At 60.1% G+C, this 14,900-nt stretch carries 17 protein-coding genes and 1 pseudogene; 7 read left to right on the top strand and 11 right to left on the bottom strand.

Going from position 1 to position 14,900, the window contains the following annotated elements:
* Positions 1 to 517 precede the first annotated feature (517 nt).
* Entirely contained in the window at positions 518 to 709 is a 192-nt protein-coding gene (locus GR303_RS14015; RefSeq protein ID WP_161722862.1) for a hypothetical protein, read from the bottom strand.
* Positions 710 to 1,011: 302 nt separating this feature from the next.
* Between GR303_RS14015 and GR303_RS14010 the strand changes: the two genes are divergently transcribed.
* Positions 1,012 to 1,329, top strand: a complete 318-nt coding sequence (locus tag GR303_RS14010; RefSeq protein ID WP_161722861.1) for a trypsin-like serine protease — start codon at positions 1,012 to 1,014, stop codon at positions 1,327 to 1,329.
* Here GR303_RS14010 and GR303_RS14005 read toward each other — a convergent pair.
* From GR303_RS14005 to GR303_RS13995, 3 genes are all read right to left on the bottom strand, one after another.
* Positions 1,245 to 1,541, bottom strand: a complete 297-nt coding sequence (locus tag GR303_RS14005; protein ID WP_343038430.1) for a VOC family protein — start codon at positions 1,539 to 1,541, stop codon at positions 1,245 to 1,247. The genes GR303_RS14010 and GR303_RS14005 overlap by 85 nt on opposite strands.
* 110 nt (positions 1,542 to 1,651) lie before the next feature.
* Positions 1,652 to 2,485 carry an aldo/keto reductase gene (locus GR303_RS14000; protein ID WP_161722859.1) on the bottom strand — a complete coding sequence of 278 codons (834 nt, stop codon included), beginning with the start codon at positions 2,483 to 2,485 and terminating at the stop codon, positions 1,652 to 1,654.
* Between the two features lie 110 nt (positions 2,486 to 2,595).
* Positions 2,596 to 3,780 (bottom strand): MFS transporter, encoded by a 1,185-nt coding sequence (locus GR303_RS13995; protein ID WP_161722858.1) that lies wholly within the window; start codon positions 3,778 to 3,780, stop codon positions 2,596 to 2,598.
* A 161-nt stretch (positions 3,781 to 3,941) separates the two neighbouring features.
* Between GR303_RS13995 and GR303_RS13990 the strand changes: the two genes are divergently transcribed.
* Entirely contained in the window at positions 3,942 to 4,847 is a 906-nt protein-coding gene (locus GR303_RS13990) for a LysR family transcriptional regulator (protein WP_161722857.1), read from the top strand.
* A gap of 21 nt (positions 4,848 to 4,868) precedes the next feature.
* Here the strand turns inward: GR303_RS13990 and GR303_RS13985 are convergent, their stop codons facing one another.
* Positions 4,869 to 5,720 (bottom strand): ergot alkaloid biosynthesis protein, encoded by an 852-nt coding sequence (locus tag GR303_RS13985; protein ID WP_161722856.1) that lies wholly within the window; start codon positions 5,718 to 5,720, stop codon positions 4,869 to 4,871.
* On the bottom strand, positions 5,717 to 6,139 hold the full coding sequence (locus tag GR303_RS13980; protein ID WP_161722877.1) for a nuclear transport factor 2 family protein: 423 nt from the start codon (positions 6,137 to 6,139) through the stop codon (positions 5,717 to 5,719). The genes GR303_RS13985 and GR303_RS13980 overlap by 4 nt, the downstream gene beginning before the upstream one ends.
* A gap of 104 nt (positions 6,140 to 6,243) precedes the next feature.
* On the opposite strand from GR303_RS13980, the gene GR303_RS13975 reads away from it, so the two are divergent.
* The 3 genes and pseudogenes from GR303_RS13975 to GR303_RS24750 form a co-directional block, all read left to right on the top strand.
* Positions 6,244 to 6,879, top strand: coding sequence for a TetR/AcrR family transcriptional regulator (locus GR303_RS13975; RefSeq protein ID WP_161722855.1), 636 nt, complete (start codon positions 6,244 to 6,246; stop codon positions 6,877 to 6,879).
* Between the two features lie 429 nt (positions 6,880 to 7,308).
* Positions 7,309 to 7,647: a hypothetical protein gene (locus tag GR303_RS13970; protein WP_161722854.1), complete on the top strand. Its 339-nt coding sequence runs from the start codon at positions 7,309 to 7,311 to the stop codon at positions 7,645 to 7,647.
* A 60-nt stretch (positions 7,648 to 7,707) separates the two neighbouring features.
* Positions 7,708 to 7,980, top strand: a pseudogene (locus GR303_RS24750) (DDE-type integrase/transposase/recombinase); the annotation flags it as partial.
* 98 nt (positions 7,981 to 8,078) lie between these two features.
* On the opposite strand, the gene GR303_RS13965 reads toward GR303_RS24750, so the two are convergent.
* The 3 genes from GR303_RS13965 to GR303_RS13955 all read right to left on the bottom strand — a co-directional run bounded on the left by GR303_RS13965 (position 8,079) and on the right by GR303_RS13955 (position 10,988).
* Entirely contained in the window at positions 8,079 to 8,615 is a 537-nt protein-coding gene (locus GR303_RS13965; RefSeq protein WP_246205515.1) for a TetR/AcrR family transcriptional regulator, read from the bottom strand.
* A gap of 1,085 nt (positions 8,616 to 9,700) precedes the next feature.
* Positions 9,701 to 9,955, bottom strand: a complete 255-nt coding sequence (locus tag GR303_RS13960) for a hypothetical protein (protein ID WP_161722852.1) — start codon at positions 9,953 to 9,955, stop codon at positions 9,701 to 9,703.
* A 43-nt stretch (positions 9,956 to 9,998) separates the two neighbouring features.
* Entirely contained in the window at positions 9,999 to 10,988 is a 990-nt protein-coding gene (locus tag GR303_RS13955) for a zinc-dependent alcohol dehydrogenase family protein (protein ID WP_161722851.1), read from the bottom strand.
* A 105-nt stretch (positions 10,989 to 11,093) separates the two neighbouring features.
* On the opposite strand from GR303_RS13955, the gene GR303_RS13950 reads away from it, so the two are divergent.
* Positions 11,094 to 11,993, top strand: a complete 900-nt coding sequence (locus GR303_RS13950; RefSeq protein ID WP_161722850.1) for a LysR family transcriptional regulator — start codon at positions 11,094 to 11,096, stop codon at positions 11,991 to 11,993.
* Positions 11,994 to 12,135: 142 nt separating this feature from the next.
* Here GR303_RS13950 and GR303_RS13945 read toward each other — a convergent pair whose 3' ends face one another.
* Positions 12,136 to 12,618, bottom strand: a complete 483-nt coding sequence (locus tag GR303_RS13945) for a MarR family winged helix-turn-helix transcriptional regulator (protein WP_161722849.1) — start codon at positions 12,616 to 12,618, stop codon at positions 12,136 to 12,138.
* A 133-nt stretch (positions 12,619 to 12,751) separates the two neighbouring features.
* Here GR303_RS13945 and GR303_RS13940 point away from each other — a divergent pair, with 133 nt between their 5' ends.
* Positions 12,752 to 13,189, top strand: a complete 438-nt coding sequence (locus GR303_RS13940; protein ID WP_343038429.1) for a DUF2000 domain-containing protein — start codon at positions 12,752 to 12,754, stop codon at positions 13,187 to 13,189.
* Positions 13,190 to 13,967: 778 nt separating this feature from the next.
* On the opposite strand, the gene GR303_RS13935 is transcribed toward GR303_RS13940, so the two are convergent.
* Positions 13,968 to 14,783 (bottom strand): aminotransferase class IV family protein, encoded by an 816-nt coding sequence (locus GR303_RS13935; protein WP_161722848.1) that lies wholly within the window; start codon positions 14,781 to 14,783, stop codon positions 13,968 to 13,970.
* Between the last annotated feature and the right edge of the window lie 117 nt (positions 14,784 to 14,900).

Below are 14,900 nucleotides of genomic sequence, written 5' to 3'. Positions count from 1 at the left end.
CCCCTGTGATGATGCTGCCATATGGGCACTGGGCAGGAGGCGGCATGCCTACAGGTAAGCGTGGCCTTAGCCCACCGGAAGGGGGTGCTAGGGTGTTTGTGGCAGAAGGCAGGCCGATCAGACGACCGGGTTGGAGCGATCGGTACCGCTGCCGCTGGATTCCAGCAGGCACACCAGGGCAAGGAGGCTGATCACCGCTACCAACTCAGCACTGGTCTGGAGCCAAGAGGGCGGGAACTCCCGCAGCGGGCCCAACGCCACGAGGGAGAGGAGAAAGGCAACAGCTGTAGTCCAGATCAGGATCAGTCACCGCCCGTGCGAACGGATCGCAGCTTTACCCAGCTGAATATGAACATCTGATACATGCTGCCAGAACGGAGCAGAACAACATGGAGGGCCAACTTGATCGCAGCGTCACTCTCGCCTGCCGTCCCGCCATCCGCCAACTCGAGTCCGGACACGCCGAAGCCACGGCATGTGGATCGTTCCAGTTACTCCATCGACAGCGGCTGGAGATCTATTCCGGGGTGTCGCTGCCGTGCTGGCCTGCATCCTGCGGCATGCGGCCGGTGATGCTGCCGGTTGCCTCGGCGTCAGGAGCCTGGCCCGGCACCACCATGGGCCCGTTCATGCCGAATGTGACGGCTCCGCCGCACTCGTCGTGGAGGGCGCCGGTCTGGTGCTCCTGTGGCAGGCAGGGGGCTGGCATGGCCTGAGCAAATCCGGGGATTGAGGATCCCGAGGTGGCAACGCCCAGGACGGCAGCTGCCAATGCGCTAGGGAACGCGCTCTTGAGCATGCCGACCTCCTCTGCATGTCCGATGCCGTGATCCAAGCTTTGAAACAACAGACCGTGTTCTGGGCTCCTGAGGATCGCATGAGGCGGGAGCGCACCCTTACAGACGTAGTCGCCGACCTTGAAGCGAGTGGTCTGACTGTGGTTGTGACCATGAGATGGTCTTCCATTTCCGCGGGAAGCGCCGAATCGGCAAACATCTGCTCGGGTGATTCATGGCCATCGCTCTGACTTGGCCCGTCGGCCAGGCTCATGCCATCGAAGGAGGCGCGCTCGCACGGGCCAACGACCAGCTCGCCCGTGCCACTGTCGCGGTCGGCACCCTCGCCCAGCCGGACGGCTCGTTTCGGTTGGGCCGCTGCTCGGGAGCCCTCATTGCTCCGGATATCGTGCTCACAGCGGCGCACTGCATTAGAGGAAATCCGGTAGGGGCGGTGGTCGCCTTCTATCAGGGGAGCAGGCGGATTGGTTCGGCATCAAGATCATCGACCTCGAAGCACAGATGCATGGCCCCGATCTCGTTGCCGGCATAGCTCGCCTTCTTGGGAGCTGTCTCCTCATACTGCAACAGATCGATGTTGATGTTGTCGGGATGGACGTTGGCGTAGCGGATGAGCACTTTGTCAAGACCCTGAACCGAAGCCATCCGCGGCCCGCCGCTGGCATCCTTGTTGGCGATCTTTGTACCGGTCAGCGCCTCATAAAAGCGTATGGATGCATCCAGGTCAGACACGAGGATACCCACGTGGCTAGCACGTCTGAGCCCAATCGGTTTGGATGGGACCTTTTGCGTCATCGGCTTATCTCCCAGTTGGGTTGGTGAACTGAGTTCGGATGAGGTTGGGATAAGGGACTTCAGGCGGCGACATCCCAACTCGGCGCCAGACCTGCCGGACTGACAATCCGGCCCGTCAGCTTCGCCAGGGCATGGATCGCTGCCATGTCCTCGGCCGAGAGCTCGAAGTCGAAGATGGCCAGGTTCTCTGTTGCGCGCGTCTCGCTGACCGTCTTTGTCAAAGCGGCAATGCCGTCCTGCTGCACCAGCCAGCGCAGCACCACCTGCGCGACTGTTTTGCCGTGGCAGGCACCGATGTCCTTCAGAGTTTCATCCTGGAACACCTTGCCGTCGGCCATGGCGTAATAGGCGGTTACGGCAAGGCCAGCCTTGCGAGCGGCCTCAATCACGACCTTCTGGTCGAGATAGGGATGGTACTCAATCTGGTTGCTCACAAGGGGAGCATCGCTGAGCCGAACCGCTTCGCGCATGAGACCGACTGTGAAGTTGCTGACGCCGATATGGCGCACCTTGCCGGCCCGCCGCACCTCATTCAATGCGCCGATCTGCTCGGCCAGCGGCACGCTGCTGTTTGGCCAGTGCAACAGGAGCAGATCAATATAGTCTGTTCGCAGCTTCGACAGGCTCTCGTCCACCGAGTGGAGGAATGCGTCGTGCCGATAGTTGTCGACCCAGACCTTCGTGGTCAAAAAGACATCGGACCGGGTGATGCCCGAGGCCAAAATCGCGTCACCGACCGCCGCCTCATTGCCGTAGATTTGCGCTGTGTCGATATGGCGGAGCCCGAGCTTCAGGACATGGGGGACCATGCGCAGGACATCGGCGTCTGGCATGCGGAAGGTGCCGAAGCCGAGAGTAGGTATGGCTGCGCCGTTGGCGGTGAGAGTGTGCATTTTATTCTCCTAGTTCGGGTGCAGAATTCGGGGGCTGCAGGATGCGAGGGGTCGAGACCGGCAGAACTGACTTTAACTCGTTGACCAGCCACCGAGCGTGAGCGGGACCTTCAGGCCAGCTGGCAGGCCGCGGTTGCGCCCTGCCGGTCGAGGGTGCTGCTCCACATTGTCAGCAGGAGCGCGACGGCTACCAGGATAGCTCCCACCCAGGGGGTTGCGCCGAGCCCGAGCGGCGATGCGACCACCAGACCGCCCACCCAGGCGCCAAAGGCGATGCCGAGATTGAAGGCGGCAATGTTCAGAGCAGAGGCCACGTCCACGGCACCGGGGCGGTGGCGCTTGGCAAGCTCCACCACGTAGAGCTGCAACCCCGGAACGTTGGCAAAGGACAGGAAGCCGAGGGCGGCGAGCGTCACCAGCGTCCAACCCGGCGAAACGGCCGTGAAGGTGAACAGGAAAAGAACGGCAGCTTGGAGAGCGAAGAGGCCAATGAGCGCTCTGACCGGGTTTTTATCGGCGACGCGCCCTCCAACCAGATTGCCGGCGGCGATGGCCGCTCCGTACAGCACGAGGATCAGGCTGACGCTGGAGGGTGCAAAGCCGGTAACCTGCTCAAGGATTGAGGCCAGGTAGGTGAACGTCACGAAGGTGCCGCCATAACCCAGCGCCGTCATGGCAAAGACCAGGAGCAAGCGGCCGCTGCCGAGCACCCGGATCTGCTCCATCAGACCGGCCGGTTCAGCTCGGGAGAGCTTCGACGGCAATAGCCATGTGATCCCAGCAAAGGCCACCACCCCCAGAGCAGCCACGGCCCAGAACGTTGCTCGCCAGCCAAAGGTCTGGCCGATGAAGGTGCCGAGAGGCACGCCCGTGACGATCGCGACCGTCAAGCCCATGAACATCATGGCGATGGCCGAGGCGCGGCGGTTCTCCGGCACAAGATCTGCCGCGATCGTCGAGCCGACGGAGAAGAACACACCGTGTGCGAAGGCTGAGAGGACCCGGGCGACCAACAGTAGTTCGTAGCTTGGGCTCAGCGCCGCGGCGCTGTTGCCGACCACGAACAGGGCCATGAGTCCGAGCAGCAAAGGCTTGCGTGACACATGCCCGGTCAGGGCCGTGATGATGGGCGCGCCGAACGTGACGCCAAGGGCGTAGACGCTGACGATCAGACCTGCCAGCGGCAGCGTGATGCCGAGATCGCGCGCCACGGTCGGCAGCAGGCCAACAATGACGAACTCGGTCGTGCCGATCGCATAGGCCGCGATCGTCAAGGCAAACAGGGCAAAAGGCATAGCAGCACCTATTCCGACTGACAGTTTCGGTCGTGAGATTCGGACGAGTTGTCTGTCCGAGGGTTGGATTGTTCACGCCGGAATATGAGCTTGGTTGACATCGCTGATTAGCCAAACCAAAGGACAAACGCTTTTGAACCAAATTCAAAACTGGACGGCCGATGGACAATCGCGCTGGGGAAATGGAAGTCTTCGTTCAGGCTGCCGGACTGGGCAGCTTCTCGGCTGCGGGTCGCAAGCTGGGGCTTTCTCCCTCAGCCGTGAGTAAGGCCATCACCCGCATCGAGCAGCGGCTTGGCACCCGCTTGGTCGTCCGCTCGACCCGGGCGCTTCAACTCACCCCTGAGGGCGAAACCTACCTGGAGCGGGCCCAGCGCATCCTGGCAGAGATCGACGAGACGGAACGGATCGTTGCCGGCGGAGCCCAGGCGGAGCCGCGCGGCAGGCTCCGGGTCAGCGCCTCTGTGGGCTTTGGCGTACGGTATCTCGTGCCGCTGGTGCCGGATTTTCTGCGCCGATACCCTCAGGTCGAGCTCGACCTGTCGCTGACCGACGGGGTGATCGATCTGCTAGAAGAGCGGGCCGATGTGGCGATTCGCTCCGGCGCGCTACGGGACTCGAGCCTGAAAGCCCGCAAGATCCTTGAAAGCCGCCGAGTCATCGTTGCGTCACCTGACTATCTCGCTGCACACGGCGCACCTCAGGTGCCTGACGATCTTGATCGGCACAACTGCCTGACGTTCAACTTCCGCAGCGTGAATGCTTGGCCCTTCCGAGACCCTCAAAGCCGGACGGTCTACACGAAGGAGGTCTTCGGCAATGTCCAAGCTAACAACGGTCCGACGGTGCGCCGGCTCTGTCTGGAGGGCCTCGGACTTGCACGGGTGGGGCAGTTTCACGTTCAGCCCGATATCGACGCCGGTCGCCTTGTTCCAGTTCTGGAGCCATTCAACGCGGAGGACATCGAGCTGATCCATGCGGTTTTTGTCGGGCATGAACACCTGGCCACCCGCATCAGGGCCTTCGTCGACTTCCTGGCCGAACGGATTGGACGTCGTGGTTCCTGATACGGGAGTAAGGAGGCCTCCCTACGCGGGGTTCCAAACCTTCTGTTCCTGGAGGGCGAAGCTTGCTAGACCCCTGGGGGGCCGCCCTGTGACGACTTGCACCTCGTTGGTCACTCGATCTTCAGCGCCATGAGCAATGGCAGTGTCCATGGCCGCAAGGGCCCTGGCATAGGCCTCATTCAACCCAAGCGCCTGGTGCCGTTGGGCAAGTTCCTCCTCGCTCAACCGGACGTGCTCGATCCTGCGCCCGATGGTCTGCCCAATGATGGCAGCCGCTTCGTCATAGGAGAGAGCCTGGGGTCCGGTGATAACGATGTCACGGTTGAAGGCCGTGCCGCTGGTCAGGGCTGTCACGGCGACAGCAGCGATATCGTCCGCATCGATGAACGGCACCCGCCCATCCCCAGTGGCCGAATAAATCCTGCCTTCGTCCCGGATCGTCGGCAGATGCTGCTGTTCTGAGAAGTTCTGCATGAACCAAGTCGACCGCAGCACGGCCCATTCGGGCGCGTTTCGTTTCAGATAGGCATGCACCTGGCCCATCATGGGACCATCCTCCTCCAGGGAGGAGGCGCTCAGCAGAACGAACCGGTGCACGCCAGCATTCAATGCCTGATCCAGAAAGGGCTGCATGGCCGGCAAAGGCTCGGCAACGCCCGCAGGCGCCAACAGGTAGACGGCCGAGATTCCGGCCAACGCAGCGGCATGGGTGCTCTCATTGAGCCAATCGAATCGTACTCCTTGGTGTCCGGCGGTTCCCGCTCCCGTAGGAGATGCAATTCGGGCCTTGAGGCCCTTGCCAGCCAGCTGAGCGGCGATGCGTCGACCGGTCTTACCGGTCCCGCCGGTTAACAGGATGGATGGATTGCTCATGAGCGCCCTCCTGTGCCAAGAGCCGCTGTCAGGGCATCCAAGCCACCAATGGCCTCCAAGGCAATCAGCGGGTTCCAGTAGTCGACATACCGGATGATTTTCCCACCTCGGACGGTGATCACGGAAATGTAGCGCTGGTTGTAGGGGCGGCCGGTCTTCACCCCTTGGCCGATGCAGCCGAACTCGAGGATCACGACCTCAGGATTGTCCGTCCGGTGCACCGTAGGCTCAGTCATGCGCTCGATGGTGAGGATGTTGTCGAAGCCGCTGAGGTAAGCCGCCAGCGCCTCCCGGCCCTCGACTCGGGTAACCCCGCCAGGCGGCGCATAGGGAAATTCCATAACACAGTCCGGTGCCATCATGTCGAGGAAACTGGACGCCTCCTGATCCACCAAAGGACCAAGGGCCGCTTTCAACATGTCGGAAAAGCGCGAAAGACCAGCAGGCTTATGTGTCTTAGACATTGACCTTTACTCCTCACGGATGGAACGGTGTCGTTCCGACACATATAGGAGAAACTTGGATGGAACGCAACCGTTCCGACGTCAAGAGAGAACCATCCGTGCGCAAACCGAGCGGTGCCGCCGTGATGCAGGAATCCGTTACCCGAGCCATTGAGGCTGCCCTGTTCCGGGAATGGGCAAGGACAGGCTATGCGGCTCTCAGCGTGGAAGCGGTGGCCAAGCGGGCTGGTGTGGGCAAAGCCGCCATTTACCGTCGCTGGCCGTCCAAGCTGGCCCTGGTTTCTGATGTTTTGACGCGGGTGGGGAGCGATCTGGCGGTGGCGCCGGACACTGGTGACCTGCGCAGTGACATTGAGCTCCTCTTGCGTCAACTTCGGCGCGTCCTGCGCCACCCCTTAGTCGCGCGCATTCTGCCCGATCTTCATGCCGAGATGCCGCGCACGCCTGAACTCGCCAAGGCTATCCGTAGCCGGCTCCAGTCCTACCGGCGTTCGCGGGCGGAGGAGGTGCTTCGTCGAGCCGTGAGCCGTGGTGAACTATCGAACGAGGTTGACCTCGACTTGGCGACAGATCTCCTCGGGAGCATGATCTACTGGCGCATGATCGTGACGCGCCTGCCCGCCGACAGGGCTTATCTTGACCGGCTGACCGATCTAATCGTTGGCGCTCTGAAGACTTATGGCGAAGGTGAGTAAGTAGATTACGAACTAAGAATATAATTTCAGGCCAAGCAGCGAAACCAAGCCTTGGTTAGGCGGTATGGCGATCGGGTCCTAGATAAACCCCGGTATACGATGGACAGGCCGTGGCTCGTCTGCCGTTCCTGGCGAACTATGCATGCCGCCATTCCTCCTTGTCCTCACTGCCCCCTGCCAGGGCAAGCCGCTCCCGAACGAGGATTCAGCTCAAGCCGTCCTTCCGGACAGCCAACGCGGTCAAGGAGCACGAGCAGGCTGATAAGTTTACCGACGCTCTGAAGCGCTCGACAGATAGACTCGATGAGCAGGATCGCGGACGGTATCGCTAGCAGCTGATGGCTGTCGCCAAACTGTCATATAAACTTCACTGTTTCTGAGGTCATGAGGCTGCTAATGAAGCCAGCCTTGACACAATGAAGGTGCACTATGACCAAGAAGTCGAAGATCGTTGGTGATGAACTCATCCTCGTTGCGAAAGCGATCCGTCGTGGCGAGAAGTTAGAGCGAACGCTGACGAAACTTATCGCATTCGGCGAGGTGCAACCTCATGTCGTTTCCCTGCTAAAGGCGGTGCAAAAGGGCCTTGCACACCTCCGGACAGACGAGACATCCTTCAAGGAGAATAGCAAGAATCGCGCGAAACAGGCGAAATCCGACAGAGAACAGAAGTCGAATGACGAGATCCCAGTTGCTGTGGTCGTGAAGCGGGTTCGGAAGAAAACAAATGCTGGCACTACCGCTGCGACTGGCTCAGAAAGAACTTAGGAGCATCGAACCAGCATCTGCTATCCTATAAATTGCTTCCTTGCTGGCTCCGGTTGGCACTGCGATACGGCAGATCGTCCTCAAGACCGATCGAGTCACTGGCCGAAACTCATTCGCATCGGTTAAAGAGCCTAGCTCAACAATCGCATTGAGCAGGACATCGGGCGACAAATGGGCGGTTTAGGCGATGCTTGGGTTTCAGACTGTCAGCAGCCTGCGTGCTGTCGTAGGAGCAGCATCGAGATGATCTTCATACTGCGAAAGGGACAGGCGAAGTATGCTTGCAATCTGCAACCTTCACTTGCCGATCAAGTCGATCCACTCGCTGCCTAACGCATGGTCGTCGGTCCGTCTTTGCTTGCCTCTTCTCGAAATTTGCAACGCAACCAAAGATCCCGTCGCACCCATGCGTTCCGCAGCAGGTAACCCAATCAGCGTGGATCAATGCCGCTTACTATTAGTGCTGTGAGATTTTCGATCGCTTCGACCTTGTCCAACCGTCCCCGGGTCATATCACGCGACAGCGCTTCGGCAGCTCCGACAATTCCGACACATCGCTGTTCAAGTGTGTCGCGGGAGAGCTTTGAGAAGCGCGCTAGGGCGTCCGCGATTATTCGGACACAGCCATCCCGGAGGTCTTGCTGAACGGCCTCCATCTGAGGGTCGCCCATCAGGGCGGCCGAGATAGCATGCCCTTCAGGTCCCGAAGCCGAGTGACACGTCATGTATGCTCGCGCGATGAGGCGTGCAACTTCATCCAGCTCGTGCTGGGCAGTCGCCAGGCAACCAAGAAGTGCTCTGACCTGCTTTTCATCAATCCGCCGGTAAAGCGCGATCAGAAGGCCAGACCGCGTCCCAAAGTGCTCGTAGGCGATCGGCTTACTGACACCGGCTCGTTCGGCCAGATAGCCGAGGGTCAATGCATCAGCCCCATTCTCACGGATGATTTCCAGAGCCGTCTCGATCATCTGTTCGCACCGGTCGGCCTTAGACAGCCGACGTTTCGAGCCGGGTTTTCCCGCCGCTGCCATACACCACCTCGTTAACAATGGCCGCGTGATTAACGCAGCCGCCCGGCCGATACTTACTGCCGGCAAGTTACTTTTGGTTGTATATCTGGGGTCGCCTATGACGGCAATCGCATCACACAGGTATAATAGGCACTCCTCTCAACAGAACTTGCATTCGATATGGAAGGCTCCGGCATCGCTGGCCCCCTAGCCTTCCCTCCCCCACCTCGTTCGGCGCCTGGGAGGCTTCAGCGTCATGGCCTGCAGGGTTTATTCGCCACCGTAGGGGAACGCCTCACCAAAAGATGATCTGACAGTTCAGAGAAGTCGGGGCGCAGCGCCTTGTCGCGCTACGGCTTGCTGAAGACGTGCCGCCCTGCGCTCGCGGCAAGCGCCGGCATTGCTTCGCACTTTCGAATGGTCCGCTTGATACTCGAATAAGAGTGCTCGGAGACCTCGGCACAGACCTTGACGTTAAGAAAAAGAGTTCCCACCTACCATCTGTAGGTTACTGGTCGTAAGTAACCGCCGGCCTTGAACCGGTTGAACGGAGAACACCATGTCCTTGAAATTGCTTGCAGTACTCGCACTTGTCGCTGCCCCAAGCGTCGCGACAGCCTCTGGGAACGGCTCAGATAGGGACCGAGTGAACCGAGAAATTACCGCCATGCAGGCGGACGGCCGCTGGGAGCAGTTGATTGCTGAAGGACGGGCCAATAAGGAGGCCTTTGAGGCTCTTCGCGGGGCGCAACATCGGACGTCGACGTACACGGCAACCCAGGACACCCGCCCCCGCCGGCGGAACTGAAGACCCTCGGACAGGGCCGGTTGTTCATCGGCGACTTCGGCAACCCTGGTTGTCGTGATGGCCCCATCAGCTTCAGCTCAGGCGTGAAAGGATACGGGAACAGGTGACGGATGCGACGAGCCGTCACCCCTATTACCCCCGGCATGGGGAACCAAAGCCGCAGGAAGGACAGAAGCAGATCGGCCTCATTCACCGCTGAATCCCGCACTCGGAGCATGATGGTTAGCGTAGGAGCTCACGGCAACTTGGAGAAGGCGGCAATGAGCCCTGCCACATCGGCGAGCTCGTGGACGGACTGCCGGAGCCGACCGAGATCATGGCTTGCCTCCTCGAAGCCCGTCAGAGCCAGCGGGAGCGCTTCGCCATTCTTCACCGCAAAGTGTTGGCAGCCGTCCGATGCGATGACGTCTGCCAGCGCCTGACGACCGTTGCCGATCTGCGACTTGCGCAAACGGGCCGGGCAGCGAGGCTGCTCCTTGGGCAGCCTCATTCGTCCATGACAATTTGCATCCGCTTTCTGCGCTTCTTGACCATCAAACGGTCACGACAATCTTGCCGAATTGCTGGTTCGACTCGAGAAAGCGGTGCGCTTCCACAATCTGCTCAAACGGAAAGGTCCTGGCAATGATCGGCTTGAGATTCCCCGACTCCAAGCCCTCGAGGATGAACGCCTTGGCGGCCTTCAACCGCGCCGGATCGCCGATGATCTCGTGAACAAGATAGCCGCGCAATGTCAGCGTTTTGCTCAGGATGGTGAACAGCGGGAAGGGTGTCGGTTCAGGGCTCAAGCCGCCATATTCGATGAGAATGCCGCCCCGTGACATCGCAGCCGTGAGGGGCTCGAATATCGGACCGCCAATCGGATCGAAGACGACTCGTACGCCCTTCGGACCGGCAATGTCTATCATTCGTGCTTCCAGGTCTTCTTCCGCTGAAGCAATGACATGCGTAGCGCCGAACTCAAGCAACGCCTGCTTCTTGCCAGACGTCCGCGTGACCGCGATTGGAGTCGCGCCAATCAGATTAGCGATCTGGATCGCGGCCAGTCCGACACTGCTGGACGCCGCAGTGATCACGACAAAGTCGTCCCGGCGGAGTTTGGCGATGTCGATCAGGGCACCGTAGGCGGTGAGGTACTGCACCCAGACCGCGGCCGCTGCTTCCCAGCCGAGCGACGGCGGGTGCTTCACGACGAACTCGGCCGGAAATGTGACAAGCTCGCCATAGGCAGGCCAGCGGACCATCGAGGGCGGTGGTACCACGCTGACGGCGTCACCCGGCACGAAACCGCCCACATCTTCACCGACCGCTTCAACAATCCCTGCTGCCTCCAAGCCAAGACCAGAAGGTAAGGTCGGCGTCTCGATATAAGAGCCGGTGCGGAGCAACACCTCGGCCCGATTCAGGCCTAACGCCTTGACCCGGATCTGAACCTCACCCCGGCTAGGCCCTGGCACATCGATATTCTCGATGCGCAGAACCTCGGGACCACCATGCTGGTGAAAGCGAACCACCCGTGCCATCTGTCACGACTCCAAAATAGTTGAATCGAATAAGCTATGCCGTGAGGCAAAGAGCGGATAAAGAGCGTCACAGGTAGAACAGTCGTAACTGTGAGTTTTTAAAAGATGGATCGCCTGACCAGCATGGCAGTGTTCGTCAAAGTGGTTGACCTGGGCTCGTTTGCGGCTGCCGCGGCCGCGCTCGATCTCTCCGGACCGATGGTCGGCAAACATATTCGGTTTTTGGAAGAACGCCTGGGCGTGCGCCTGATCAACCGGACCACACGCCGCCAAAACCTGACCGACTTCGGCCGCACCTATTATGAGCGCTGCCGGGTGGTCCTCGCCGAAGCTGAGGCTGCGGATGCTCTCGCAGTCGATCACCTGTCCGAACCACGCGGAAAGCTGCGCGTCACCATGCCAGTGCATTTCGGACGGCGCTGCGTTAGCCCCATTCTGCTGGAGCTCGCGCGGCAATATTCTACGCTTGAACTGGAGCTGTCGTTCAGCGACCGCTTCGCCGACCTTGCGGAGGATGGCTACGATCTTGCCATCCGAACTGGCTATCTGGAGAACAAAACTGGGTTGGTCGCCCGCCGCGTCGCCCGCCAGCGCATGATCGTCTGCGCGTCTCCATCTTATATCGAGAGACACGGCAGACCTGAGCAGCTTGAAGATCTGGCCCGGCATCAGGCCATCGTCTACCGCCGGTCGGGCCCTGTTCCGCCCTGGCTGTTTCCGCGCGATGGCCAGCCTCCGGTGGAGATCACGCCAAAGAGCCGGCTGCGGCTCGATGATCTTGATGCAATCGCCGATGTCGTGACCGCCGGGATGGGGCTCGCTTGGCTCCCATTCTGGCTCGTACGGGAGCGGATTCAGGCAGGCGCACTTGTCCCGCTACTGCCAGAGCAACCGAGCTTTCTGTACGACTGCTATGCGCTATGGTTGCAGACCCCTCACATGCCACGGAAGATCCGTCTTGCGGTCGATGCCTTGGCGGCTGCACTGCCCCAGTTCATGGCATGAACTGCTGGCTGCCGTATTCACCTGTCAAGCCGCTGCCGAAAGTATTAGCGGAAGGGCGTTCTGACCGGTGCCCTGTCAGCCCTTGGGTGAGAGGCTATCCCTACCACCCCGCTTGCCGCACTTCGGCTTGATTCCTCAGTCGTCACTCGGTCAGGGTAGCCTTGGCGGCGGCACTCACCGCAGGGGTGCTTCTTCGTTCCGGGATCGACAGATTTGCAATCGCCTCCAACCCGCGCCACAAACTGGCGGCTCGCTCTTCGCCGAGCGCTTTCACAAACTGCGCGTTGACCCGGTCCATGGCTTCGTTGAGAGATTTCTCCAGCTGCGCGCCTTTCTCGGTCAGATAGACTCGGCTCATCCGCCGGTCTCCTCCGGGATCTGCTCGGCGCTCCAACCACCCTCCAGTCTCCATACGATCAATGAGCCCGGCCATGGTTGCGCTGTCAAGCACGAGGCGGGAGCAGAGCTCGGCTCCGTTCAGCCCATCGCGCTCCCACAGCACCTTCAAAATTGCGAATTGAACAGGCGTAACGCCAAATGGCGCCAAGGCCTCACGGGAGGCCTTCGTAACCTGCTGCTGCGCCTTGCCGATGACGAAGCTCAGACAGTCCTCAAGCCGTTCCATCCCGTCCTCCTTCAGGCGATCTCTTCCACCTTCGCAAAGTAGCTTGCATGCAAGGAATATAACTAGTATACGAGATAAATAGCTCGCATGCGAGTAACATACCTGTCTCGAGCAATGCCATGGAGGTCGCTGGGTGACAAGCGATGTGGAACTAACGACCGAGCCCATGCGCTGCGTGGCCGTGATCGATTGCACCCTCCCGGTCGGGAACGCCGCCAATGCCGCTGCGGTGATGGCGCTCACGATGGGCATGCGCCAGCCCCAACTGGCAGGTGAACCTTTGGTCGATGCATCGGGCCACGCTCATCCGGGACTCATCCCCATCGGCATTCCTGTGCTTGGGGCTCCGGCGCACGACCTGGCAGTGGTGCGCGACAAGGCCATAGCGGCAGGCTTAGAGGTCGTGGACTTTCCGGCCCAAGGTCAGCAGACCACCGATTATGCCGAATTCCAGCGGCTGGTGCGCCAGACGGATCCTGCCGAATTACGCTACATCGGGGTCATGATCTACGGTACCAAGAAGAAGGTTTCCCGTATCGTTGGCCGCTACAGCCTCCTGCGCCCCGTCTAGGCGCTCGCGAATAGCACGAACCAGGGTCACGCTCACCACATTCAATCCTGCAAACCTGGATTGTTGCTTCAGCCTCTTTCCATTGGCCTTTGACGTCCTGGAAAAGGACATCCTTGATGAATGAACAAACCGATTCTTCGGGCCGCGCACCCTTCCCGACGAGCATCATTCATCCTGAAGAACTGAGGTGGCTTTGGACGTCGTTGACCTACCCCAGATATGTCGGACAGGAATCTGCCGGAAGTTCAAACATGAGCCAAAATAGAAGTGATCGTTGTTGGTCATGCTGGGCAATGGGTGATCACGTCGTAGCCGGACACCGAATACGTCGATTTAGGTCCTCCCGGCCCGTGTCGCCATGCTTTGAAACAGCCGCATATGCGCGCGTTTAAACGGCTTGTCCTGTCTGGTGGGCCTCCGCCCTGCGGTTCAGGGATCGACCGGCGAGCCAATATTTGCTTACCCGAACCGCTGGCGCATGTTTCGCGCCGGTGCCTGCTGCGCCGGAGCGATCTGCCATCGGCGAGCTATCGGGTCACGCCGGCTTCGAAGCCGCGGCTGCCTTCAACAAGGCGCTCAAACGAGCAACGGGGATCACGCCCGCCGTGTTCAGGCGGGCAAAAACAGTACCAATGGCACAACGAACTCAAATCGCAGGGATGAGAATTTCCGAATTGGATCGCCGCACGGCCTCGCTGCGCCATTGGTCATTGACGACGAGACAAGAGGGATAGGCTAGCCCCCGGCCACAAGAGATAATGCGACCAGTCCTGTTCCCTCACACCGAGGTGAGGGGTTCAGCCTCATATGCCTTGTGAAGCAGGTTCAAGAAAATCGGCGCCTCAGGTAAGTGTACCGAGCCGATCCGGCTCACAGCCACACCAGGGGTCCAGGAGTTCATGACTACGGCACCCGAAAATTCCGCTACATTGGCGAGCGTCACTTTCTCAACGCGCTGAGGCACTCCCATACGTTCCAATTGCCGGCGAAGAATGCCCATTGTGGTGCCGATCAGCATCTTGGCCTCCGGCCATACCACTGCTGAACCGTCCCAAAAGGCTAAATTCCAGATCGACCCCTCACTGAGCCGGCCCTGTTGGTCGATGAATGCGGCGTCATCGAACCCTTGCGCCACCGCATGTCGAAGGAAATACGTTTTGGCGACCTCCCCGACATGCTTGATGGCTGGGAGGACCCGCTCGTGCTCAACCACCGCCAGAGCTAGGGGCCCCACTGGCCCGGAAGAGGGCGGTCCGGTTCGCACTAAAACCTCAGGTGCCACCTCAGCTCCCGCAACCGTAAACTCGCCCGCCGGCGAATAGACGGTGGCCAACAATGACAGATCTGAAGGGCCACCCCGCACGGCCGCCCGTAGGTAGGACCGCACCTGATCGTCCGACAACGCCTGGCCAAACAACTCCATCGAGGCAGCCCGAAGCCGCTCCAGATGGAGGTCAAGGCCTCGAACGCTGCCGCCACGCACCTGGATCGCCGTAAAATGAGCGTAGCCAGCGAAGGCGAGCGGCGTCAAATCCTCGACGGTTGCAGGCTGCCCGTTACGTTGAACAACAAAAGAATGTTTGCGATCTGACATGTGATGACCTCAGAACCAGCACCGGGACGAGAAGATCTCCTGCCCAGTGTCCAACCGTTATCGATGGAAGGGTTGTCTCTCATTGAAGAGGCTCTATGAAGCGAATAGTTCTTGATG

The organism is Microvirga arsenatis (genome assembly GCF_009910705.1).
Lineage (GTDB): Bacteria > Pseudomonadota > Alphaproteobacteria > Rhizobiales > Beijerinckiaceae > Microvirga > Microvirga arsenatis.
Note: the sequence above shows the minus strand (reverse complement) of the source record. Positions and strands in the feature narration are given on the sequence as shown.

Coding starts and splice junctions, on each gene's coding strand:
- GR303_RS13960 (WP_161722852.1), bottom strand. CDS start 9,955: ATGAGGCTGCCCAAGGAGCAGCCTCGCTGCCCGGCCCGTTTGCGCAAG.
- GR303_RS14000 (WP_161722859.1), bottom strand. CDS start 2,485: ATGCACACTCTCACCGCCAACGGCGCAGCCATACCTACTCTCGGCTTC.
- GR303_RS13945 (WP_161722849.1), bottom strand. CDS start 12,618: ATGGAACGGCTTGAGGACTGTCTGAGCTTCGTCATCGGCAAGGCGCAG.
- GR303_RS13970 (WP_161722854.1), top strand. CDS start 7,309: ATGACCAAGAAGTCGAAGATCGTTGGTGATGAACTCATCCTCGTTGCG.
- GR303_RS13990 (WP_161722857.1), top strand. CDS start 3,942: ATGGACAATCGCGCTGGGGAAATGGAAGTCTTCGTTCAGGCTGCCGGA.
- GR303_RS14015 (WP_161722862.1), bottom strand. CDS start 709: ATGCCAGCCCCCTGCCTGCCACAGGAGCACCAGACCGGCGCCCTCCAC.
- GR303_RS13985 (WP_161722856.1), bottom strand. CDS start 5,720: ATGAGCAATCCATCCATCCTGTTAACCGGCGGGACCGGTAAGACCGGT.
- GR303_RS13935 (WP_161722848.1), bottom strand. CDS start 14,783: ATGTCAGATCGCAAACATTCTTTTGTTGTTCAACGTAACGGGCAGCCT.
- GR303_RS13955 (WP_161722851.1), bottom strand. CDS start 10,988: ATGGCACGGGTGGTTCGCTTTCACCAGCATGGTGGTCCCGAGGTTCTG.
- GR303_RS13950 (WP_161722850.1), top strand. CDS start 11,094: ATGGATCGCCTGACCAGCATGGCAGTGTTCGTCAAAGTGGTTGACCTG.
- GR303_RS13980 (WP_161722877.1), bottom strand. CDS start 6,139: ATGTTGAAAGCGGCCCTTGGTCCTTTGGTGGATCAGGAGGCGTCCAGT.
- GR303_RS14010 (WP_161722861.1), top strand. CDS start 1,012: ATGGCCATCGCTCTGACTTGGCCCGTCGGCCAGGCTCATGCCATCGAA.
- GR303_RS13995 (WP_161722858.1), bottom strand. CDS start 3,780: ATGCCTTTTGCCCTGTTTGCCTTGACGATCGCGGCCTATGCGATCGGC.
- GR303_RS13965 (WP_246205515.1), bottom strand. CDS start 8,615: ATGATCGAGACGGCTCTGGAAATCATCCGTGAGAATGGGGCTGATGCA.
- GR303_RS13975 (WP_161722855.1), top strand. CDS start 6,244: ATGGAACGCAACCGTTCCGACGTCAAGAGAGAACCATCCGTGCGCAAA.